Genomic DNA, 23,762 nt, shown 5'->3' with positions numbered 1-23,762 from the left:
CCGCTCAGCTCAGCTCGCGGGCGCGCTGCGGATCGATCCGGCCGCGCACCAGGTCGCTCATCGCCAGCAAATTGCCGCGGACACGGCCGCTGCGATCGACCCACGGCTCCGGCCGCAACATCTTGCCGAAATTGGAGGCGAGGTTGCGCGCCATCTGGATCGAGGCGAAGCGCGCGGACAGGGACCCTTTACGCCACATATAATAGGGATTGGCGACCTGCGAATAACCCAGTCGCTTGCCGGGGCTGCGCCCGCGCTTCACGCCCATATGGACGCCGCGGCAGCGCTGGCTTTTGACGATCCGGCCATATTCGGCGAGCCGCCGGCTGAAATCGACATCCTCAAGCCAGCCGTAAAGCGGCAGCTTCTCGTCAAAGGTCAGCCCCTGGGCGCGGACCGGCGCCATCCGGATCGCCATATTACAGCCGTAACCATTATGAACGTCCCGCAGGCTATCGCTGGCCGGCATCCGATCCGCGGCGAGCGTCGACTGCGCATCGGCGAGTTCCAGGCCTGGCCCCATGATGCCGTCGGCAAGCACCTCGCCGGTGGTCATCACGACGTCCGGATGCGCCGCGAACAGGTCAGCGCATTCGCCGACATAATGCGGCTCCATCACGAAATCGTCGTCCAGCATCAGCACGACATCGACGTCGGTCAAATGCCGCATCAGCGCATTGCGCTGGGCGCACAGGCCGACCGGGCCGCTGACCACATCGACCTGAAAAGGCAGGCGCGCAAAGGCGTCGAGGTCCGCATCTTCGGGCTTGGCCGGGCAGACGGCGACACGGGTCGGCGCGCGCAGCTGGTGGACCAGTTCACCCAGGACTTCGCTCAACGTATCGCGACGGCCGGCCGTCGCAATAGCGACGGCAACGCTCACCTGTTTCAACTCGTTACCCCCTTCAGACCCCGGGTTCGTCAGCGCAGCGTTATTTCGCGTGTGCAGCATGTTACCCGCCTTTCTCGACGTATCAACTCAGAGAACGGACCATTTGTGATGCTGCAGTGCAGCAAAAAGATGACAGATGTCATCTCAATTCGCGCCGATATGGTAGGCAGGCGGGGATGAGCGCTTCCTGTACACGCCAAGCACCCGCACCCGGTTGGTCGCGTGGAAACACCCATATGTCTCGCCGCGCCACAGCGAAGCGAACGTCCGCCAGATCCGTAGGCAGGTACTGCAGCCGATACAGCCACGCGGGTCATTTCGGATGTAGATAGTCGTTGGAAAACTGATCGCCGCGACCAATTGCGCCCCCTAACGCACGGGCAAAGCAAACATCGCTGAAGATAAGTAAATTGATTTTCTTATTTTGGTGCGTCATGATCCCGTCAACATGCGTGCCTGGCCGCGAAGCCGGGACGCCAACGGGGAGAAGACCGATGAATTGCCTCCTGCGCCTGGGTGGACTGCTGCTCGGGGCCACGGCGCTGCCACTTCTGGCACAGAGCCCTTCGGCTGTCGGTCCCTTCAACATCGACGTTGCAGCGGGCGGCACGCCCTACGTGGCCCCGATCGGCGCCGCCGGCGATGCCCTTCCTGCCGCCGGCAGCTGGACGATCCAGGCCTGGATCGAGCCGCGTGTCACGCCCACCGGCACCGCGACGCTTGCCGGCATCGGCGCACCGGGATCGGGCCTTTTCCTGGCCCTGACCGATGGCGTCCCTGCCTTCGTGTCGCCTGCCGGCGTCGTCCGCGGCCGCCAGCGTTTGCCGCTCGGGCGCTGGACGCTCCTGGCCGTCACCGCCGAAAAGGGCGTCGCGCATCTCTACGTCGACGGACGCGAGGTCGCGAGCGGCCCGGCTGCGGCCGGGCCATTGGCCGGTGAGGCAAGGCTCGGTGGTGACGGCTTTGGCGGCCGCATTGCCGGCTTCCAATATTCCGCCGCAATGCTCCCGGCGGCGAACATCCGCGCGCTGGCGGCGCGGGCTCCGGATCCCGATCTTACCGTCTTCACCCTCTCCAGCCCGGTATGGCCGGTACAGGTTCGCCAGATGGCGGGCCAGGTCACGCCGCAACCGGCCTGGACCCGCCCCAAGAGCGGGGCGTCCTTCCAAAAGCCCGTCGCCAAGCCGGAGCCGAAAGGCCCGGCCCTGGTCGCCCGCGCACCGGGCCTGTGGACCGTCGCCGGCTGGCGCATGGCAGAAGGTTCCGCCTTGCAGGCCCCGGACGGGGCCGCGATCTCCCGCGCCGGCTATGGGGCGGCGCGCTGGTATGCCGCGACGGTGCCAGGCACTGCGCTGACAACGTTGGTGGATCGCGGCGTCTATCCCGATCCCGCTTATGGCCTGAACAATCTCGCCATCCCTGAACGGCTCGCCCACCAGGATTATTGGTATCGCACCGAGATCGATGTGCCCGCCGACGCCGCCGGCAAACGCCTGGCGCTGATCTTCAACGGCGCCAATTACGCCGCCGAGGCCTGGGTCAACGGTGTCCGCGTCGGCGACATGAAGGGCGCCTTCATTCGCGGCCGGTTCGACGTCACCGGCAAGCTGCAACCGGGCCAGCGCAACGCAATCGCAGTCCGCATCTCGCCCCCGCCCCATGCCGGTATCACGCATGAGGAATCGCTGACGTCCGGCGTCGGCGAGAATGGCGGCATGATGATGCTCGATGGCCCGACCTTCTCGGCGACCGAGGGGTGGGACTGGATCCCCACCATCCGCGATCGCAATACCGGCCTGTGGCAAGGCGTCGATCTGGTCGCGACCGGCGACGTCCAGATCGGCGATGCCCAGGTCATCACGACCTTGCCCAACCCAGACAACAGCGTGGCCAACGTCGCCATCGAAGTCCCGCTGACCAACCTGACCGACCACCCGGTCACGACCGATGTTCGGGCTGCTTTCGATGACGTCAACGTCGCCAAGAGCGTGACGCTCGCCCCAGGCGAGACCATCGTTCGCTTCACGCCCACCGATTTCCCGCAACTGGTGGTGCGCAACCCCAAGCTGTGGTGGCCGAACGGCTATGGCGCGCCCGATCTGCACATGCTCCACCTTGCGGCAGGAACGTCTGACGCCAAGGACGTGCGCTTCGGCCTGCGCGAGGTCACCTACGAACTGTCGTTGATGGATCATCAGGGTGCGCTCCGTCGCGTTCTGCTCGATCCAAGCAAAGCGCGTTCGCGCGGCCAGCAGATCATCGATCACCGCCACCAGGCCATCCGTCAGGTGCCGAACGGATGGGCCTACAGCTTCGCGGCCGGCGCCGAGACATCACCGGCCGTGACGCCGATTGCGGGCGACGAAGGGCTTTCTCCCTTCCTTGTGTTGCGCGTGAATGGCGTCCGCATCGCCGCACGCGGTGGCAGCATCGGCATGGACGATTTCATGAAGCGCGTGGATCGCGCCCGCCAGGAGCCTTATTTCAAGCTCCATCGCGACGCCCACATGAACATCATCCGCAACTGGATGGGCCAGGATACGGGCGAGACCTTCTATGAGCTGGCCGACGAATATGGCCTGATGGTGTTCAACGATTTCTGGGAGTCGACCCAGGATTACAATATCGAGGCACAGGACGTGCCCCTGTTCCTCGCCAATGCGAAGGATGTCGTTCGCCGCTTCCGCAACCATCCCTCGATCGTCGTGTGGGTGCCCCGCAACGAGGGTGTGCCCCAGCCGATCCTGAACGAGGGGATCGAGAAGCTGATCGAGCAGGAGGACGGCACGCGCCTTTACATGGCGTCATCCAACCGCATCTCGCTCCAGAATAGCGGGCCCTATAATTGGCGCGAGCCGGCATCCTATTTCACCGAGCATGCCAAGGGTTTCTCGGTCGAGCTCGGCACGCCCAGCTTCCCGACGCTGGAAAGCTGGAAGCGGACGATCCCGGCGCCGGACCAATGGCCGATCAGCGATGTCTGGGCCTATCATGACTGGCACCAGACCGGAAACGGCGCCGTCGCCAGCTACATGAAAGCGATGGATACGGAATTCGGCCCCGCCACCAGCCTGGAGGATTTCGAACGCAAGGCGCAGATGCTGCAATATGTCAGCTACCGCGCGATCCTCGAAGGCTTCAATGCGGGACTGTGGACCACCAACAGCGCGCGCATGTTCTGGATGACCCAGCCCGCCTGGCCATCCTCTGCCTGGCAGATCTTCTCCTCCGATTACGACACGCATGCCGCCTTCTACGGCACCAAGAAAGCGTCCGAGCCGGTCCACGTCCAGATGAACCTGCCCGATTACAAGGTGATCGTGGTCAATAACGGCCGTACGCCCTTGACCGGCGCGACGGTCCACGCGCGGGTGACCACACTCGACAACACACTCGTCAGCGAACGTAGCGCACCCTTCACTGCCGCGGCCGGCCTGACCGCAGACATATTCACGCTCGATCTGGCCCCCGCGCTCCAGCAGGGTGTCGTTCTGGTGGCGCTCGACATAACCAGCGCATCCGGCGAAATCCTGTCGCGCAACACCTATTGGCAAGGACGCGACGAGGCCGCCTATCGGGCGCTCGGCACGATGCCGCAGGTCAAGCTCACCGCCGCCGCATCCAGCCGCAGCGACGGCGACGACCGCATCACCAGCGTCGACCTCACCAACCCCGGCACCACCGCCGCGCTGGCGACCAAGCTCACCCTATTCGGCGCAAACGGCGCGCAAATCCTCCCCGCTTACTTCACCGACAATTATGTCTCGCTGATGCCGGGCGAAAAGCGCCGCATCGAGGTGCGCTATCCAGCCAATGCCACGAAGGGTGCGGTGACGGTCAAACTGCGTGGGTGGAATGTGGTGCAGACGGCTATCACGGCCCACTGACTGGGGCCTGGATGTAACCTTGATAAGCGGGACCCCGGCTCAGGGCCGGGGTGACGGACACAAAGGCCAGCCCCTGGCTTCCTTTCGATGTCAGGCATAGCCCTACGTCACCCCGGCCTTGAGCCGGGGTCCCGCTTCTGTCCGTTTTGCGCGGCTGCAAAGGGCGCCGCAGTGGCCCTATGTCCACCGGGCTTGCCAGCCCCGGCGCACGCGGCCAATCGGGCGGTATGCGCATCGCTCTGTTCGAACCTGAAATTGCCGGCAATGTCGGCGCCGTCCTGCGCCTGTGCGCCTGCATGGGCGCTGCGGTGGATCTGATCGAGCCGATGGGCTTTGCGTGGGACGATCGTCGGGTCCGTCGCACGGCGATGGATTATATCGATCATGTCGCCGTGACGCGTCATGCCGACTACGGCGCGTTTCAAGCGACGATAGGGGCAGCCCGGTTGATCCTGTTCACCACAAAGAGCCGGCAATCCGCCTACAGCTTTGATTTCGCGCCGGACGACATTCTGCTGTTCGGTAAGGAAAGTGCGGGCGTGCCGCCCGAGGTTGCCGCAGCGTGCGATGCCCGGCTGCGCATCCCGATGCGGCCGCAGGTCCGATCGATGAACCTCGCCACGTCCACCGCACTCGCGCTGGGAGAGGCCCTGCGTCAGACGGGATCATTGCCGGAATGACGCTGACGGGCGCATACAGCCGAGCCCCAGACTTAGCGCGATCCACGCCGCGGCCTGATCGCGACACGTCCGCCCCTACTCTGCGGTCAACGCTGCTTCTTCGCGGTCGTCGCGGTGAAATCCGGGTCCTTATTCGCCACCCAGTCGACGAATTTGCGGACGTTGGGGTGGGCCAGCAGCATGTCCACATCCGTCCCGAAACGCTGCAGTTCCGAATTGGTGAAATTGGCGATCAGCGTCTGATGGCAGATGGGATGCATCGGCACGACATCGCGCCCGCCCCGGCTCTTCGGCACGGGGTGGTGCCAGACGATGGTCTTGCCCGTGGGCCGGCCACACAGCCAGCACGGCACCGTTTGTGTCTCTACCTCGGCCGGCGCCTGACCATAAGGTTCATGTTTCGAATGTTTGCGGGCCATATTCCGGCCTGATGCCATAAGGTGCGCCGCGCACCTACCTTGAAAGCATATTCGCGCATGGCGGCGACCGGCGCGGACCGCTGCGATCAATCATAGGCATAGGGATTGCGGTCGATCGTCGTCGTGCCGCGGGTCTGATTGCACAGGAACACCTTGCCGGTGAAGTAGATGCCGGGCTCCTTGATGGTCTTGGCGATCTCGAAGGCATGACGCAGGTCGTCCACCGACATATGGACTGGCGCCTCATCCGGCTGCCAGGTGGTGCCATAGGGATAATCCACGCCTTTGCTGCTGATCTCGATATGGCATCCCATGACGTGGCTGACGGGATGCGTATCCACGAAGTTTATCAGGCGCTGCATGCTGTCGAACCAGGGCTGCCAGAAGCTGATATAACAGCGACCGCGATAGAACATGTCGCCGGTGAACAGGATGTGGGTGAAGCTATCGTAAAAGGCGCATTCGGACATGACGTGGCCGGGCGAACCCCAGATCAATATCTCACGTCCGCCGAGATCCAGCGACACACGCTGATCGGGGAAATTGGTCATCCCCCAGAAGCCCAGCATCTCTTCGTGGGTCAGGCCCATATAGCGCGTGTTCGGACGGTCGGCGAACTGGTTCACCGCGGCATAATGATCGGCGTGCAGGTGCGAAAAGGCCACCAACAGCTCCATGTCGGCCGGGTTGCGCTTATTCTGTCGGCACCAGCTGGCGATGCAGTCGTCGACGACGCCGCGCAGATCCCAATCGGTGCGTAGCTGCGTGAATCCTTCGTCCAGCAGCAGCACGCGATCATTGCCGAAATAGAGCGGCGCGAACGGCGCTTCGTAACTATAGGCCTTGTTCTGACGCAGGATCGCGGTGTGCGGATTATACCAATGCACCTGCACCGGCGGATCCTTGTTATCCATCAATGACGGTGAGCCGCAGATCCATTTGGTTGGGAAGGCGCCGGGTGCCGCATCGGCGCGCTTGAAGTCGATGCGCGGGCCGGGCGCTGGCGCGGCCGCCTTCAGCGCGGAATGGACTGGCACGACGGCCGCGGCCGCCGTTAACGACAGGAAATCTCGACGCTGCATGGGTTCTCACGCTTTCGATAAACGACGGGCAGACGGGCTCAGAAGGGCCGCGGCGGATCGATATTGGGCACGCCGTCCGGCCACACGCGCGTGCGCTGGTCCGGGCTGACCTTGTTCAGCAGGATGAAATCGGGCCGGATCAGCATCACCGATTTGCCCGCAACCTCGCGCGCATAGGTAAGCCCTTCGTCCAGCAGCGCCGGGTCCATCTGCAGCACGCGCTCATACGGCTTATAGGTCGCGAAGCGGGGATAGGCCTTGCCCGGCACGAACATCATTTCGATGTGACCGCCGAGGATCCATTTCACCGGATTCTGATCGCGGAATTGCTTGAGCCGTTCCAGCGACGCGACGAAATCGCGGTCGTTCGCGATCTGGATCTTGCCCGGATAGAAGAGGTCGCCCGTGAACAGGAGACCGGTATAGGGATCGTACAGGCTGATCCCGTCCTTGTGCGTGCCCGGCGTGGCAATGACCTCGATCACGCGCCCGCCAAGATCGATCCTGCCGCTGCCGCCCGGCCAGGCGCCAAGCCCGTGGAAGCGCTTCATCAGCGCCGGCGGTGTGGGTTGCAGCGTCGTTCGGGGGCGATCGGCGAACTGCACCAATCCTTGGTTCTGCGCGACATCCTCGCCCGACGTCATAACCACGGTCAGCGGCAGGTTCGGGCGGCGGCGGGCCTGGCCCCAGCGGGTGACGATGGCGTCGACCGTATCGCGCAACGGGTAATGGCGCGCATCGGCGGTGGCGCCGGTATCGATCAGCAAGGCACCTTCGTTACCGAACAGCAGATAGGTGAACGGTGCTTCCCAATGACAGCAAACGTTCTGACGCAGCAGGAACGTGTCTTCATTATATTGCATCACCTGGATGCGCGGATCGCGGTTCTTGGCCGCGACGTTGGAGCCGTACATCCAGCGCAAGGCGATATTGCCGGGCGCCGGTCCCTTGCTCGCATAATCATGCACCACCGCACCCCGGTCGTGGAGCGGAACCGCCGTATCCGTATTCCGCACGCTGGGCGGATTATAGCCAAGCGCAGGATTGCCGTTGGGATAAGCCGATCCGGTCGCCGATGCAGGATTGCCATTCAGATTGGGGTTGTACGGAACCAGGCTTGGGGCGGGGGCAGGCGGCATCGGCACTCTCTTCCGGAGGGACAGGCAGCGACTTTCCGCCCCCCGCGTCCCGCAAGACCAGGCGACGAAGTGGGTCTTCGGCGGGACGACATGCCGAGACGGCAGAAGGCCATGCAGGGACGGGGCTGCGCATCCCCGGCCTATTCGCAAGATATGACCCGAGCGGCGTGCGATGCGCCGTAAGTCAAATGACGTACCGGCGGGTGCGTGGAACTGCCGCTGACGGGACGCCCGACGCCCTCTGGCGGGCGGTCGCGCGGCGTGACACAAACCTGGCATGGCTCTGGTTGCGTGGCTCAAGGCGGGAGAGACCCTCGGCGATCGTGTCATGAAAGTCGATCATGCGGGCGAACAAGGCGCCATCTGCGTATACCGGGCGCAGCGCTGGTGGGCGCGGTGGCGCGCGCCGGAGATGGTCGCCGAGCTGGACGAATTCCTCGCCCATGAGCGGGGCCATCGCAGCCGGTTTGGCGCGGAGCTCCTGCGCCGCAACCGGCGGCGTTGCAGAAGCTATTATTTCTGTGCGGTCGGCGGCTTTACGCTCGGCACGCTAACCGGAATAGCCGGACGCCACGCAATCGCGGCCACCACAGTGGCAATCGAGCGCATCGTCCTGCGTCATATGCACGCGCAGCTTCAAGCGCTCGACAGCATCGACCAACCCGCCGCTGATACCTTGCGCACAATCATTGCCGAGGAGCAGGAGCATCATGATCGCTCGGCTGCGCGGATCGGCGCGCACGGACTATGGCCGACGTTGATCGATCCCGTCGTCGCGTTCTCGACGGAGACGGTCATCTGGCTCGGAATGCGCCTCTGACAAGAACGCCGCGCGCCAAGCGGGGCGCTAGATGCGCCACTTGGCGATCCCATCGATCAACCGTCCCGCCCATCCGCGCGCTGCCGCTTTTTCCATCGCCGCAGGCTCAACGACATCGTCCTCGCGCCCGTGTGCCTCTCTCTGAAAGCGGAAGACCATCTGATTGAATTCTTCGGGCGGGATCAGACGGAGCTTGGGCGATCGACGCAGCCATTCATGCGCGAAAACCTTTACCGTACGCTCGTCGCTGAGGCTGAAATACCGATCATCCAGCCGGTCCAGCGTGGGCGATCTCGGAGAATCCCATGTCGCCGCGGCCTCCTCGGGGTGCGCCTCGGCCCAGGACAGCATCGCTACGACCAGCTCTGCATAGGGGTGCGCCCCGATCATCTCCAACCCGTTCAGCGCGGAGCGGAAGACCGGAAAATGACCGTTGGAATTGTGGAAATACTGGTCATGGCCGCCATTGTTGACCTCCCCCTCATATTGCAAAGCATGGTAGAGGTTGATTGCTTCGTCCGTGCCGTCATTGTTCCAAAGGGCTTCACGCGACAGTCTCGAATCCGTGCACCACGAGAATGACTCGACCGCATCGGAAACCTTTTCCAGGATGCCCTCCGGCAGGAAGATGATGTCTTCAGGCATCCTGTCCTCCCAACACGCGCTGCACGCCATCGGCGTCGAATTGCGTCGGTGCGCTTGTGCCGCGATCGGCGGACGGCCGCTAGCAATTCTTCCACAGGCAATAGGCGAAGGTGATCGGATTCAGTAGGCCGTTGGCGCCCATACAGTTGATGACGCATTGGCCGACGCAGCTCATCGAACTCACGCAGGTCTGGCTCTGCGGGTCCCATACGGATCCGCCCGGACATTTCACCTGCGCGCCTACCTGCGCGAAGCGTTCGCGCGCCAATGGCGTGCGCTGCAAGGCGGGCGTCACCGGAATGTAGCCGACAAATACCTCGTGCGAGCGCGGATCCTCGGGCGGCAGGCCATAGGTCCAGGCGACATCCAGTTGCCCCATGCTCAGCGCGACCGACGCCCCGCCCCCATGACAGCCGATCGGGAAGCTCTGGTTGGTGCAGTTGGTGAGGTCGTCTGTCTGAATGATGTTCAGGCTGAAACTCTCGTCGGAATAAGCGAGGCAGTAGACCCCGTCCTGCACAACCATCGATGGAGCGGCCGTGGTGACATAGTTCGGGCCACCTTCGTAAGGATAGACCGAAGCGCCACCGTCAGGCGAGGTGAAGATGCTCATCGCGGCCGGCTGGTCCATCGTCCCGCCGACGCCGATATAAAGCTGGCCTTCATACCAGCACAGGCCCGGCGGGGAGCTGATCTCCACCTCAAAGTCCGGGACGGTCGGACCTTGCCCATTCGGGGTGTAAGAGGTGATGACGAGGCTGCCGGTTTGGGACATCCAAGCCACGAACAACGTGCCTTCCGCATAAACAATGGCAGGCGCGCCAGCCGCCGCGTCCGGCCCGGACAACGGGACGGATGATCCCGGTGATGTCGCCAGCTGCAGATTCACCTGGCCAGTCGTGTCGGTCCACACAATCGCGATATCGAACCAGTCATAGGCCATGGCGATGCCGGGGGAATAAAAGGTCTGTGCACCAGGGATCGGGATCGCGCTGGACCAATCGCTGCCCGTTCCTACGGACAGCATGACGCTGCCCTGCTGGGCCCAGACGACCGCGAGACCATAAATGTCGTCGCCCGCGATCGCGGGTGCGACCAGCGAGCTGCCGCCCAGCCCAAAATCAGGAAAAGGATCGTTCGTCATGGTGGCTCCAGCGAAGGCTAAATCGAGCCACCGGGAGCAGAGGCCGAGATCGGTGCGTCATCGGACGGACACGATCGATGGCGCCGCCTCCGCGCGGCAACAGGTGAAAAGCTACGCTACCTCGCCCGGCTGCGCCGTCGGCACCCTATGAGCTCACAGGTCAGGGCAAATCCGCAAGATAAATCTCTACCAATTCGGATTTATATAAGAATACCTCTTTACTCAGAATCATCCTCTATCCCCCAATACGAACGCTGGCACCTTCCTTCTCGTCAATGCCATCAGCAACGTTTGAACTAACCGTTTCGGTTAATACATTATTTTCCGGACCGATATGCATAGTTGACTCAGAAAATATGTTATGGCTGCTTTACCAAAGATCGCAATGCACGCGAATCGGAGCGATTTGTTATCTCTTCTTTAAGGATTGAGGGAGAATTTTCCGGTGACAGACCAAGCCGATAAAATGATATATTTCATTCGCGACAGGCTAGTGAGTTCACCCCAGCCTTGCACGAGTGTTCCGAATTCGTACTGGATAACATTTAACAATTACCAGACGCCGACCGATACGATGCTATACTCGCCAATCGGCGGATATGGTTGGATCTGCTACGAATGGGCGGGATCGGCTACCGCACCGACGCTCACTTTGTACGTCAATGACGGCAGCGGCTATCAGCCTCAGGTCCTGGAGACCGGCCAGACGACCTTCCAAGCCAATGGTGACTTCTTCCTTTATTACGATGTGGGATCGTCCGGCGCCGCGATAAAGCTGGGATATGCGGTGAGTTGACCCGTAGTGGGTCGCACAAGGCACCCGCCTCGCCTGCCTGATCGTGCGGCGTATCGATCATGGGTCGCCGCCGTCGAGGAGTGACACAGAGCGGAGGACGGCTGGTCAGGGCGTGCTTCGTATCGCGCGCACCTGAACAGCCGCCACCTGCTGTCTTTGCCCAAGCCCTTGGAGGCTTAGGCGGCGCGGATCACAGTCCGTCGACGCTCTTGCTGACGAGGATGTTGACCGCCACGCGGCGGTTCTGCGCTTTGCCTTCCGGCGTATCGTTGCTCGCCAGCGGGTCCGCTTTGGCCATGCCGGTCGGCGTCAGCATGCGATAAGGTTTCCACCCGCACGCCTGCTGCAGATAGTTGATGACGCGATTGGCGCGCTTTTCGCTCAATTCCTGATTGATATCCTCGCCACCCGTGGAATCCGTATAACCGACCACCAGCATCAGGGCATTTTCCGTGCTTTGCGCGGAGCTTGCCGTGTTGCACAGCGCCGCCTTGTCCTCCTGCGACAGCACAGCCTTGCCGGTGTCGAAGTGCACGTTCGTCGTCGCCTTGATATTATATTTGTCGATGTCGGCCATGCGCCCGCGCAGCGACTCCGTTGCCGCTGTCTGTTCGTCGAACCGCTGGGCGGTGCCGTTCCGGATCATCGACGCGGTCTTGAAATCGTTGTTGCGGAACTTGATCTGGCTGGCGACGAGCGCGTCGTTCGATTGATCGTCGCCAAAGCGAACCGTCTTTACGGACACGGGCAATCCGTTAAGCAAGGCCGCCGCATCACGCTTGCCGTGGCTGCTGAACAACCCTCCGCCAGACCTGATCTGCGTCGTATCGTCGATCGCGATGATGGTGCTGCTGCCGTCCTCGGCAGTGACCTTCAGCTTGTCGCCATTGCGCGCGGAAATCACGCCCTTGATCTCCGGTCCGTCACTCTTCCGGCCATTGACGACAACATTCGGATCGGACGGATCCTGCACTTGTGCGAAGACCACGCCGGACGCCGACAATGCGGTTGCCGCAAGCAGGATGCGGACGCCCGACTTTTGAGACATGACAGCCATTCAGCTTCTCCCTTTCGATTGCTCTGAGGGCAGGGTGTCAATTGAACCTGTCGGACAGATGAATGCGGCACATTCGGCTTTCCGAGAGCGGCCAATCGGGCTTTGGCGTGCGGCGAATCGATCATGCGCAGAGCCCGGACGGCGGATCGGAGGGCACGCAAAAGGTTACAGAAACCGACTCATCCAGCAGCTTTTGTACGGCGCGCGCCATGTCCTTCTGGCGTGCGGAAACGACGATGCTAAGGCGTCTTCGGGCCGGACATCCTGTCGCGAAAATGGGTGCCGGATCGGAGGAAATCTGATGCGTATGAAAGTGCTGTTGGGCGTTGCGTCGTTCGCTTTGCTGGCCGGTTCCGGTTCATCCCAGATCGCGCTGGACCCGAACAATAAATTCTCGGTCGAATGGAATGCCCGGCTCGGGTCGGACTGGCCCTATCTCGCGCGCTATCGCGCCGCCAATGCCGCGCTCGCACCCAATCCCAAACATCCCCGGATCGTCTTCATGGGGGATTCCATCACGGATAATTGGGCCAGTATGTGGCCGGAATTCTTTACGAACGATCGGGTCGGCCGGGGCATTGGCGGCCAGACGACACCGCAGATGCTTGCCCGCTTCCGCGCCGACGTGATCGATCTCCACCCCGCGGTCGTGCAGATCATGGCCGGGACCAACGATATCGCCGGCAATACCGGCCCGATGATGCCGGAGGAAACGCAGGGCAATATCCGCTCGATGGTCGAGCTGGCCCATGCCAACGGCATCCGTGTCATCCTCGCCTCGATACCGCCGGCGGATCTCTTTCCCTGGAAGCCGGGACTGGAGACGGGCAGCAAGATCGTCGCGATGAATGTCTGGCTCAAGGCCTATGCCGCGCGGGCCGGCTGCGTGTACGCGGATTATTGGAGCGCGCTGAAAGGCAATGCGCTCGGCATACGCGAAGGCCTGTCGTCCGATCACGTCCATCCGACGCGGGCGGGCTATGAGGTGATGGCACCGGTCGCAGAACGGGCGATCAAGCAGGCCCTTGCGCTGCCCGCCCCCCGCAAGACCGCCGTCGACTGAGCCTGCCCATCCGTGCGCGACGGGACCATCGTCGCCGCGGCCCGATCTGCCGCATGAAGTGGACCGACTTTCATGATCCTTGCCGCGCTCGCCCTGGCCGCCGTCCAAGCCGATAAAATCGTGTCGACCACCAATGGCGCGATTGCCGGGGAGACGTTGGCGGACGGGCGGCGCCTGTTCCGCGGCATCCCCTTCGCGCAGCCGCCGGTCGGGCCGTTGCGCTGGCAGCCGCCCGTGGCGATGCCGCGCTGGAGCGGCGTGCGCGACACGACGCGCTCTGCCCCCGCCTGCCCGCAGATCGATTATGGCTGGAACCATGAGGCGGCCGCGCACCAATCGGAAGATTGCCTGTATCTGGAGGTAGCAACCCCGTTGCCGGCGGCGAGCAAGAAGAGGTTGCCGGTGATGGTGTGGATCCACGGCGGCGGCAATCGCGCGGGCAGCGGCGCGGACACCACACACTCGGATTTCGGCAAATCGGTTGTGCTGGTGACGGTGCAATATCGCCTCGGCGCGCTCGGCTTTCTGTCCCACCCGGCGCTCACGGCGGAATCCCCGCATCGCACATCCGGCAATTATGCGCTGATGGATCAGCAGGCGGCGTTGCGCTGGGTGCAGGCCAACATCGCCCGCTTCGGTGGCGATCCGCGCAACGTCACCATCTTCGGCGAATCCGCCGGTGGGCAGGATGTCGGGCTGCAGATGCTGTCGCCGCGCGCCCGCGGGCTGTTCCACAAGGCGATCGCCGAGAGCGGCACTGCCGGCTTCGGCATCCCACCGCGCACGCTTGCGGAGAATGAGCGCGTTGGCATGGCGCTGACGCAAGCCGCCGGCGTGCCGGCCAATGCCGACTCCGCAACGCTGCGCGCCTTGCCGGTCGCGACACTGCTGAAAGTGTCCGAGGACGGTAAATTACCCGGCCTTTTCACGGACAGCTTTATCTGGCTGGCAGCGACGGTGGACGGTTGGGTCCTGCGCGAACCGCCGGCGCAGACGCTCGCGCGATCGGGCGGCGCTCGTGTGCCGCTGATCATCGGCTCCAACAGCCGGGAATTTTCCTTTCTCGGTGCGACCGACGCGATCGATCCCGCCATCACCGCGGGCTTTGGCGCCAACGCGGCACCGGCACGCGCCCTTTACGCGGCTGCGCCGGATCCCGATCCGGAGCGGGGCGACCGGCGCCTGCAAGTGTCGACGGATCTGATCTTCGCCTGCCCCGCCGGCGTAGTTGCCGCGCGTCATGCGGCCGCCGGTCTGCCTGTATGGCAATATGAATTTGGCTATGTCGGGCCAGGCGGCAAAGCCGTCACGCACGCGGGTGAGCTTCCCTATGTGATGCAGGACTCCGCGCGACTGCCCGCCGGGGCACCGCCGATGCACGCCTATTGGTTGAACTTCGCGCGCACCGGCAATCCCAACGGCGCGGGCCTGCCAGCCTGGCCGGGCTATGCGCCAGGGAGACATTACGTCCGTTTCACCGATGCCGGCACGTCCGTCGCCAGCGATCTTCGCGGCGCCGTGTGCCGCCTGCGGGATGCGCCCTGAGCTTAGCTTGCCGGCCACAGATGGGCCGCGCCGCGCACGCCGGAACTGTCGCCCCATTTCGCCTGGACGATCCTGCCCTGCCACCCGTCGCTGAACGTATGCCGATCGATAATGCCGGGGAGCCGCGCATATAGTTCGGTCACGTTGGACATGCCGCCCCCCATCACGAAACAATCGGGGTCGAGAATGTTGGCGATGATCGCCAGCCCCCGGCCGAGCCGATCGATATAATCGTCCAGCGTGGCGGTCGCGATCGGGTCGTCCGCGCGTGCCAGCTGCACGATCTGTTCGCCCTGCAGCAATTGGCCGGTGCGCCGCTCATAATCCTTGCGGAACCCGGTGCCGGAAATCCATTTCTCCAGGCAGTTGCGCTGGCCGCACCAGCAATCGGGACCGGGCAGCTCCTCAGCCCGCGCCCAGGGGAGGGGAATATGGCCCCACTCGCCGGCAATGCCGTTGGCGCCTTCGACCAATTCACCACCGACGACCACGCCCCCGCCGCAGCCGGTGCCGATGATCACCGCAAAGGTCACATGCGCGCCCGCGGCTGCGCCGTCGCGCGCTTCGGATAAAGCAAGGCAATTGGCATCATTGGCAATGCGCACCTGCCGGCCGGACGCCTTTGCCAGATCCTCGCGAAACGACGATCCGTTGAGGTAGACGGTATTGGCATTGCGCATCGCACCCGTCCGCGGCGAGATCGATCCCGGCAGTCCGACGCCGATCGACCTGACCTGGCCGACTTCCGCTTCCACTTGGGCAACCAAGTCGGCTACCGCCTGGATCGCGCTGGCATAATTGTCCGGCGTGGGAATGCGCCGGCGGACCAGGAACGCACCGTCGCTATCGAGCGCGGCAGCCTCGATCTTGGTGCCGCCGAAATCTACCCCGATCTGGATCACGCGCGCGCCTCGTCTTGTCGGGACATCAATGGCCGACCGTCGGCGTCGCGGCGCGCGCGACGATCGGTGCGCGGGCCGCCGCCAGCGCGAATGCCGCGATCAGCAGATAGCAGAGCATCGGCACCTGAAAGGCGATCGATCGGCTGGCGGTGATGTCCGCGACATAGGCAAAGACGAGCGGCACCAGCGCGCCGCCGACAATCGCCATGCACAGCAAGCCCGATACGGAGGCCGCAGGCGCGCGGGAGCGCTCCAGTGTCAGCGTGAAGATCACCGGGAACATGATCGCGTTGAACAAGCCGATGGAGATGGCGAGCACGGCGGCCGGCTGGCCCGCTATCTGGCTGACGATCAGGCACAGGACCGCCGCCGCGCCCGCGACGAACAGCAGCAAACCGCTGGCGGGAATGCGGGTCAGCAGGCCGCTGCCCAGGAAACGGCCCACCATCGCGCCGAGCCAATAGAGGCTGACGAGCTTGCCCGCCTCGACCGCGGCGAGGCCAAGGATGTCAGGCTGTTCGAGGAAGTTGACCATGGTCGATCCGATCGACACTTCCGCGCCGACATACAGAAAGATGGTGGCTGCCCCCAGCATCGCCCATTTGGAACGAAAGGCCGCCCCGACGCTGGCCGCGCTCGCGTCGGCCGCTGGCGCTGCCGCCGCGATCCGCCCGCGCACGCTGAACAGAAAGATCGCCAACAGGACGATCACGCCGGCGATGAAATAATAAGCCAGATCGATCCGCCCGAGCGATTCAACGATCTTGGCCTCGGTCGCCTCACCGCCGGAGAACAGGCCGCCCTGCAGCAGCGTATGCGCCGCGACATAGGGGCCGATCACGGTGCCGAGCGAGTTGAACGCCTGGCTCAGCACGAGGCGGAAGTGCGACTTTTCGGAAGGCCCCAACACCGCCGACAGCGGATTGGCGGAAACCTGCAGCAAGGTGATGCCGCTGGCGATGACGAACAGCGCGACCAGCACGATCGTATAGGTGCGCCAATGCGTCGCCACCGGCATCAGCAGGCACCCGACGACCATGATCGCCAGCGCAAGGATGATCGATCGCGCCGCACCGAGCCGCGATACGACCAGGGCCGCGGGTAACGACACCACGCCATAGGCCATGAAGAAGGCGAATTGGGTGAGGAAGCCCTGCGTATCGGTGAGGGTGAAAATTTCCTTCACCGCCGGGATGAGCACGTCGTTGACGGACGTGACCGCGCCCCAGATGAAGAACAGGGTCGTTATGTAAATGAATGCCAGCCCCTGGCGCGGTGCGTCTGCAACCACTGCGTCCCTCCCCTGAAGCGCGCCTGTACGGCGCTTGTCTGTCCCTAATCAGCCCCGACGAATTACGAAAGAGATTTGTTTTATTCAGCCCCGCCCCGCCTGCATCAGGGCGGATTCGGTCGGCAGGACGCGGTCCAGGAACGGCAGAATGGCCGCGCCGATCGCGGGTGCATCGCCCGAGGTCGCGGCCCGCAGCACGGGCGCGATCGCCGGCGCGTGCACCTTACCGAGCGCTTCGTTGAGCCGCGTGACCAGCGCGTCGATCAAGGGTTCCGGCAAGCGCCCGCCGATCAGCACCGCCGCGGGATTGACCAGGCAGTTCACCGCGATCAACGGATCGGTAAGCGACCGCGCGGCATCGTCCAGCCAGCCACGGACAACCGGCATATCCTCCGACAATGTCTCGATATTTTCGATCGAGTCACCCGCTGCCTCGATCCGTGCCAGCAGCGCCGACAAGGACACCGTGTCCTGCACGGTGGCACCGGGCTTTCCGGCGGAGGGATCGGGCAGAAAGCCGATTTCACCGCTCCGCGCCGTCGCGCCGCGAACATAGGTACCGTCCATCACCAACCCTCCGCCCAGGCCGGCGCTGATGAGGACGTAGAAGAAACTCGGCTGGGTCAGCCCGCTACCGAATTGCGCCTCGCCGATTGCGGCGGCGGCGGCATCATTGTCGATATGCACTGGCAGTGGCAGCACCTCCCGCACCAGTTCGGCCACGTCCAGCTCGTTCCATACCGCATAGCCTTCCGGCCGATGGGGCAGCGCCACGCTGCCAAGATCGTCGGGCAAGGCGACCCCGATGCCGATCAACCGCTTCTCGTCGATCGCACCGGATGCGCGGATCGCGGCGACCTCCTCGCGCAGGCAGCTCAGCACATGTTCGGGCATGGCGAAGCTGATCTCCTTCACCGCGCGCGTCCGCACGTTGCCGGCCAGATCCAGCGAGACGATCGTATAATGATCCCGGTCGATATTGATGCCGATCGAAAAACAGCCGTCCGGATTGACGCGCAGCCGCAAGGCGGGCTGGCCGCGCATGCCGAACCGGCGACCAGCTTCCGCGATCAGCCCCAGGTCGAGCAGGCGGCGGGTGATGTTGGCGATCGTCGGCGGCGTCAGGCCGGTGATCGTCGCCAGATCGGACCGCGTGGTTTCATCGGCGATCCGGATCGCCTGCAGCACGATCCGCTGATTGTAATCGGCCGCACGTTCCAGGTTGGTGCCGGACAGGCTGCCGGCCAGACGGGTGCCGCGATCGTCAGCACCGATTGTGCCGTCATGCGCCGAAATTGCGGTCCTGATCGCGCTAGCCACTCTGTCTCCCTCCGTGGCCATGCCACACCCGATCCAACGCTACCACGCTGTGTCCCGCGAAGCACGGTTCAATCGCCCTTGCAGGCCGCTCTGCTTTATAAATGAAAATTACATTCTTTATTATTGACAGCGATGGATCAGCGTAACAAGACAGCAACAATCAAGCGGCGCGTACAGCCGTGAAGACATCAGGTGAGGATCGTAGCGAACGGCATAGCCGCTCTGCCTTCCCCTTCTGATGTCGTTTGCAAGCGCCAGAGGGGAAGCATCGTGAAGCCGATCATTCATACCAATCGTGCCCGTTTATTGGCCGCCGCCTCGCTGATTGCGCTGGTGCCCGCTGCTGCCTTCGCGCAGCAGAGTTCCACCACGCAGGGCATCAATGCCGCAGCGCCGACCGATCAGGCCGCCAGCCCGAGCCAGGTGACGGCGGACGCCGCCAGTGAAGCCGTCGCGCCGACTGCCCCCGCCAGCCCTGCCGCGGCCGAGCCCGACGAAGTCGTCGTCACCGGCATCCGCGCGGCACAGCAGCGTGCCGTCAGCATCAAGCGCAATGCCGCTTCGGTCGTCGATGCGATCTCCGCCGAAGATATCGGCAAGCTCCCCGACGTCACCATTTCGGATTCGCTGCAGCGCATTCCGGGCGTGCAGATCCTGCGCAGCGCCGGCGAAGGCTCCACCGTCAACATCCGCGGTTTGCCGCAGGTCACGACCCTGCTGAACGGCGAAGCCTATCTGGGCGCGCAGTCAATCACCACCGTCCAGCCCAATTTCCAGGACATTCCGTCGCAGCTCTTTTCGGGCGCGGACGTGATCAAGTCGGCCACCGCCGATCTGCTCAATGCCGGCATTACCGGCACCGTCAATTTGCGCACCCGCCGCCCCTTCGACCTCAAGTCCGGCTTCACCGTCGCGGGTTCGGCCGAAGGGCAATATGGCGATCGCGTCAAGAAGCTCGATCCCAAGGTCAATGCGCTGATCGGCTGGCACGGCGCCGATTTCGGCGTACTGGTGTCCGCCGCTTACGCGGACGTGAACCTGTCCAACTCGCACAATGGCATCCAGGAAGGCTATGGCGCGGCACTGCATAATGAGCAGTTCAACACCGCCGCCAACCCCACTGGCGATGTCGACAGCAATGGCGGCTTCTCGCCTGCCAACCGGCCGCATGGCACGGTCGTCGGCACCGGCCGCGACGTCAACGGCAATGGCAGCGCCGACGATATCTTCATCGTGCCCCAAGGATTCACCGGCTGGGATCGTGTCAATGAGCGCCAGCGGCTGGGCATCAACGGCTCGTTCCAGTGGCGTATCAACGATGCGCTGCAGTTGACCGGCGACGCCTTCTTCACCCGTCAGACCGAATATGATCGCACCGCCGGCTTCCAGATGCAGGACGTCAACTGGCAGGCGGCCGAATTCGTGCCCGGCCAGTCACGCGACACCGGCACCAAGATCACCCAGACCAGCAACGGGATCAGCCACACCTACAACCTGCATACGACGCAGGTATATGATTATGATCTCGGCAACTTCGATTCCTACGCGCAGACCGATCGCTACAAATCGCAGTCGCAAAATTACAATCTTGAACTGAAGTTTGACAATGGCGGCCCGCTGACGCTGAACCTGCGCGGGATCTACGGCAAAGCCCACAATAATTACGACCAGTCCTATGCGCAGTTCAGCCTGTCGAACGGCGCGCAATGGCAGCCCGGCGGTATCGGCATCTATCCGGACGGTTCGCGGCAATTCAATCCGAACGGCTATGCGGTGAACACCATCGCCGGCGCCAATTCGCTGCACGCGGTGGTGGATTACACCGGCAATACCCCGACCTTCCAGCTGCCCTCGCAGCTTGTCAGCGCGCTCGGCAACCAAAGCGATTATGCGCTCAAGACGATCTCGTCCGAGGGCAATTATCGCCGCAGCGGCGACCTGAAGCTGGTTCGTGCCGACGGCACCTACAAATTCTCCAATCAGGTCAATCTGGAATTCGGCGCGCGCTATAGCGATCGCTCGGTCAACGATTATGAATTTGATCGCGCGGCACCGCTATATGCCGGCCAGGCGAGCCAGCCGGGCGGCTGCCTCGTCAAGTGGAAGGCCTTCGACGTACCCGTCAAGGATCCCAGCTGCTCCGCCAGCAACGCCGCCGGACAATTCTACACCGCCGGCCTGGCCCGTCCGGCGACCGATGCCACCATCCGCGATTATGTGAAGTCGTTCAGCGTGCCCGCCCCGGGCGTGCCCAACATGTTCGCGGTCGATCCCAAGCGAATGGACAATGCGCTGAACTTCCAGAACACTTTCTATCCCGGCAATGTCGAGGTTCAGAATCCCGGCGCGTCCTTCCGGGTCGGCGTGAAGCAGATTTCCGGCTACGCTCAGCTCAACTTCGGCGGCACGCTGTTCGGTCTGGACTTTGCCGGCAATGGCGGGCTGAAGTTCATCAACACCAAGCTGGACGTCACCCAATATGTCACCGGATCGCCGCGGCCTTATGGCCTCGCCAACCTGGTGGCAGGCACGATCAACACCAAGCGCAGCTTCAACGATTATCTGCCCTCGGTGAACGTCGCGCTAAGCTTCACCTCCAATCTCAAGCTGCGTCTCGCCTACAGCAAGACGATGACCTTGCTGGATCTCAACCAGTGGGGCGGCGGTCTCAACCCGACCTATGCGATCGACACCTCCAACCCCGGCTCGCCGGTCTTCCGCGTGACCGGCGGCAGTTCGAACGGCAATCCGGATCTCGATCCGTGGCGTGCCGACAATTTCGACGCCAGCCTGGAATATTATATGGGCCGCGCCAGCTTGATCAGCGTCGGCGTGTTCAAGATCAACGTGAAGAGCTTCATCCAGAGCGGCTCGGTCCTGCGTTCGGATCTACCCGACAATGACGGCGTCGTGCGCAACCGCACGGTGGCGATCAACACCCAGATCCAGGGCGAAGGCGGCACGCTGAAGGGCGTCGAGGCGCAGTGGAAGCAGTCGTTCGGCGATCTGGCCTTCATGCCGGGCCTGCTCACCAATTTCGGCTTCGACACCAACCTCACCTTCTCGCCGTCCGATTCCGGCGTGAAGGATCTGGCGGGCAACAAGGTGCCGTTCCAGGATAATTCGAAGTGGCAGGGCAATGCCGCCTTGTTCTACCAGGATGAGCATCTGCAGGCGCGTATTGCCTATAATTATCGTTCGAAGCGTGCAGCATCGCAGAACTTCGGCGGCCTGACCGGGCTGGAGCTTTACCAGGCGCCGACCAATTATGTCGACGCATCGGTCAGCTACGACTTCAACCCGCACGTCACTATTTATGCGCAGGGCTCGAACCTGACCGGCGAGTATGAGAAATACTATCTAACCTTCAAGGATCAGAAGGCTTACAACAATATTTACGAGCGCCGCTACACCGCCGGCGTCCGCGTCAAGTTCTGATCGGCCCCCCGTCCCTGCGGACGGAACCTTGCCCGCCCGGCTTCGGCCGCGGCGGGCATTTCTTTTTCCTAGACGCACTGCGATGACGGTCACGAAACACGAAAAGGAGCATGATGGCCGCGCCTGATCCCATCCGATCCATCGTTATTGCCGGCGGCGGGACCGCAGGCTGGATGGCGGCGGCCGCACTCGCGCGCCGGCTGGAACGGCACGCCGTCACCATCATCCTGGTTGAATCGAGCGAGATCCGCACGATCGGCGTCGGCGAAGCGACCGTGCCCGGCATCCGCGATTATTTCCGTGATATCGGCACGACCGGCACGGAGGTGATGAAGGCCACCAACGGCACGGTGAAGCTGGGCATCGAATTTGCCGATTGGCGCCAGCAGGGTCATCGCTTCTTCCATCCGTTCGGCCTTTACGGGTCGCCCTCGCGCGGGGTGCAATTTCATCATTATTGGCTGAAGCTGCAGGCCGCCGGCCGGGGTACGCCGCTGGCCGATTATTGCCTGGCGAGCGCGCTCGCCGCCGACAATCTGTTCATGCCGCCACCGGAGGCGCCCCAGAACGATCTCGGCACGTTCGACTGGGCGGTCCATTTCGAGGCCGCTGCCTTCGCCACGTTCCTCGCCGGGCGGGCGCAGGCGGACGGCGTGCGCCATGTCGATGCGCGCATCGCCGGGACCGAGATGGACAGCGCGACCGGGCATATCGCCGCGATCCTGCTGAACGATGGCGGCCGGATCGAGGGCGATCTGTTCATCGACTGCACCGGCTTCCGCGCGCTGCTGATCGGTCAGGCGCTGGCCGTGCCCTATATAGACTGGAGCGATCTGCTACCCTGCGATCGTGCGGTGGCCATGCCTTGCACGCGCGCGGACCCGCTCACGCCTTACACCCGCTCGACCGCGCGCGCCGCCGGCTGGCAATGGCGCATCCCGCTGCAGAGCCGCGTCGGCAACGGCTATGTCTATTCCAGCCGGCACATTTCCGACGATGAAGCGGTCGCGACGCTGCGGGCGGGGATCGAGGGCGAAGCGCTGGCCGACCCCAATCTGATCCGCTTCACCACCGGCAAACGCGCGCAGGTCTGGGCCGGAAATTGCATCGCGCTCGGCCTGGCGGCGGGTTTCCTCGAGCCGCTGGAATCGACCAGCATCACACTGATCCAGACGGGTATCGAACGGCTGCTGGATTTCTGGCCCGATCGGAATGTCGATCCCGCGCTGCGCACCGAATATAACCGCATTGCCGACGACGAATATCAGCGGATCCGCGATTTCCTGATCCTGCATTATTGGGGCAACCAGCGGCACGGCGAGCCCTTCTGGGACGCGATGCGCGCCCAGGCCTTGCCGCACGATCTGCAACGGAAGATCGATCTGTGGCAGTCACGCGGGCGGTTCGTGCGTTATCTGTGGGAATCCTTCGGCGATCCCAGCTGGCTCTCCCTCTATGTCGGGCTTGGCCTGACCCCGCGTCACTATGATCCGCTCGCCGATTTCTTCACGGAGGCCGATCTGGAGGGCGCCTTCGCCAAGATGCGTGACGCCGTCGCCCGCGCGAAAGCGCTCGCCATCCCCCACGAACGCTTCATCGCCGAACATTGCCGTAACTAACCTGCCTCTCCTCCCCGAGATTT

General features: G+C 63.4%; 18 protein-coding genes. 8 read left to right on the top strand and 10 right to left on the bottom strand.

The window, feature by feature from the left end; genetic code table 11:
- Positions 1-4: 4 nt before the first annotated feature.
- Positions 5-883 (bottom strand): glycosyltransferase family 2 protein, encoded by an 879-nt coding sequence (locus tag ACSBM8_RS02290; protein ID WP_442680059.1) that lies wholly within the window; start codon positions 881-883, stop codon positions 5-7.
- Positions 884-1,386: 503 nt separating this feature from the next.
- Here ACSBM8_RS02290 and ACSBM8_RS02285 point away from each other — a divergent pair.
- A complete protein-coding gene (locus ACSBM8_RS02285; RefSeq protein WP_442680058.1) occupies positions 1,387-4,779 on the top strand; it encodes a glycosyl hydrolase 2 galactose-binding domain-containing protein in 3,393 nt (1,130 codons plus the stop codon).
- Positions 4,780-5,006: 227 nt separating this feature from the next.
- On the top strand, positions 5,007-5,459 hold the full coding sequence (locus ACSBM8_RS02280) for a tRNA (cytidine(34)-2'-O)-methyltransferase (RefSeq protein WP_442681462.1): 453 nt from the start codon (positions 5,007-5,009) through the stop codon (positions 5,457-5,459).
- 86 nt (positions 5,460-5,545) lie between these two features.
- Here the strand turns inward: ACSBM8_RS02280 and ACSBM8_RS02275 are convergent, their stop codons facing one another.
- The 3 genes from ACSBM8_RS02275 to ACSBM8_RS02265 form a co-directional block, all read right to left on the bottom strand.
- Complete coding sequence (locus ACSBM8_RS02275; protein WP_442680057.1) at positions 5,546-5,878, bottom strand: HNH endonuclease; 333 nt, start codon at positions 5,876-5,878, stop codon at positions 5,546-5,548.
- 86 nt (positions 5,879-5,964) lie between these two features.
- On the bottom strand, positions 5,965-6,960 hold the full coding sequence (locus ACSBM8_RS02270; protein ID WP_442680056.1) for an MBL fold metallo-hydrolase: 996 nt from the start codon (positions 6,958-6,960) through the stop codon (positions 5,965-5,967).
- A gap of 38 nt (positions 6,961-6,998) precedes the next feature.
- Positions 6,999-8,099 (bottom strand): MBL fold metallo-hydrolase, encoded by a 1,101-nt coding sequence (locus ACSBM8_RS02265; RefSeq protein ID WP_442680055.1) that lies wholly within the window; start codon positions 8,097-8,099, stop codon positions 6,999-7,001.
- Between the two features lie 277 nt (positions 8,100-8,376).
- Between ACSBM8_RS02265 and ACSBM8_RS02260 the strand changes: the two genes are divergently transcribed.
- Positions 8,377-8,919, top strand: coding sequence for a demethoxyubiquinone hydroxylase family protein (locus ACSBM8_RS02260; RefSeq protein ID WP_442680054.1), 543 nt, complete (start codon positions 8,377-8,379; stop codon positions 8,917-8,919).
- 27 nt (positions 8,920-8,946) lie between these two features.
- On the opposite strand, the gene ACSBM8_RS02255 is transcribed toward ACSBM8_RS02260, so the two are convergent.
- Entirely contained in the window at positions 8,947-9,564 is a 618-nt protein-coding gene (locus tag ACSBM8_RS02255; protein WP_442680053.1) for a DMP19 family protein, read from the bottom strand.
- Between the two features lie 79 nt (positions 9,565-9,643).
- The gene (locus ACSBM8_RS02250; protein WP_442680052.1) at positions 9,644-10,708 is read right to left on the bottom strand and encodes a hypothetical protein; all 1,065 of its coding nucleotides are present in this window, start codon (positions 10,706-10,708) and stop codon (positions 9,644-9,646) included.
- 574 nt (positions 10,709-11,282) lie between these two features.
- Between ACSBM8_RS02250 and ACSBM8_RS02245 the strand changes: the two genes are divergently transcribed.
- Positions 11,283-11,504, top strand: a complete 222-nt coding sequence (locus ACSBM8_RS02245) for a hypothetical protein (protein WP_442680051.1) — start codon at positions 11,283-11,285, stop codon at positions 11,502-11,504.
- A gap of 190 nt (positions 11,505-11,694) precedes the next feature.
- Here the strand turns inward: ACSBM8_RS02245 and ACSBM8_RS02240 are convergent, their stop codons facing one another.
- On the bottom strand, positions 11,695-12,561 hold the full coding sequence (locus ACSBM8_RS02240; protein WP_442680050.1) for an OmpA family protein: 867 nt from the start codon (positions 12,559-12,561) through the stop codon (positions 11,695-11,697).
- Between the two features lie 301 nt (positions 12,562-12,862).
- On the opposite strand from ACSBM8_RS02240, the gene ACSBM8_RS02235 reads away from it, so the two are divergent.
- Both ACSBM8_RS02235 and ACSBM8_RS02230 read left to right on the top strand, forming a co-directional pair.
- On the top strand, positions 12,863-13,624 hold the full coding sequence (locus tag ACSBM8_RS02235; RefSeq protein ID WP_442680049.1) for an SGNH/GDSL hydrolase family protein: 762 nt from the start codon (positions 12,863-12,865) through the stop codon (positions 13,622-13,624).
- Between the two features lie 72 nt (positions 13,625-13,696).
- Complete coding sequence (locus ACSBM8_RS02230) at positions 13,697-15,169, top strand: carboxylesterase/lipase family protein (RefSeq protein WP_442680048.1); 1,473 nt, start codon at positions 13,697-13,699, stop codon at positions 15,167-15,169.
- A 2-nt stretch (positions 15,170-15,171) separates the two neighbouring features.
- Here ACSBM8_RS02230 and ACSBM8_RS02225 read toward each other — a convergent pair whose 3' ends face one another.
- The 3 genes from ACSBM8_RS02225 to ACSBM8_RS02215 form a co-directional block, all read right to left on the bottom strand.
- Positions 15,172-16,071 carry an ROK family protein gene (locus ACSBM8_RS02225; protein ID WP_442680047.1) on the bottom strand — a complete coding sequence of 300 codons (900 nt, stop codon included), beginning with the start codon at positions 16,069-16,071 and terminating at the stop codon, positions 15,172-15,174.
- A gap of 25 nt (positions 16,072-16,096) precedes the next feature.
- On the bottom strand, positions 16,097-17,362 hold the full coding sequence (locus ACSBM8_RS02220) for a sugar MFS transporter (RefSeq protein ID WP_442680046.1): 1,266 nt from the start codon (positions 17,360-17,362) through the stop codon (positions 16,097-16,099).
- Between the two features lie 84 nt (positions 17,363-17,446).
- On the bottom strand, positions 17,447-18,682 hold the full coding sequence (locus ACSBM8_RS02215; protein WP_442680045.1) for an ROK family transcriptional regulator: 1,236 nt from the start codon (positions 18,680-18,682) through the stop codon (positions 17,447-17,449).
- Between the two features lie 270 nt (positions 18,683-18,952).
- Here ACSBM8_RS02215 and ACSBM8_RS02210 point away from each other — a divergent pair, with 270 nt between their 5' ends.
- Positions 18,953-22,120 (top strand): TonB-dependent receptor, encoded by a 3,168-nt coding sequence (locus ACSBM8_RS02210; protein WP_442680044.1) that lies wholly within the window; start codon positions 18,953-18,955, stop codon positions 22,118-22,120.
- A 110-nt stretch (positions 22,121-22,230) separates the two neighbouring features.
- On the top strand, positions 22,231-23,739 hold the full coding sequence (locus tag ACSBM8_RS02205; protein WP_442680043.1) for a tryptophan halogenase family protein: 1,509 nt from the start codon (positions 22,231-22,233) through the stop codon (positions 23,737-23,739).
- Positions 23,740-23,762: the final 23 nt, after the last annotated feature.

The sequence above is a fragment of the Sphingomonas sp. ASY06-1R genome, from assembly GCF_052180265.1.
In the GTDB taxonomy this organism is placed as follows: Bacteria; Pseudomonadota; Alphaproteobacteria; order Sphingomonadales; family Sphingomonadaceae; genus Sphingomonas_I.
Note: the sequence above shows the minus strand (reverse complement) of the source record. Positions and strands in the feature narration are given on the sequence as shown.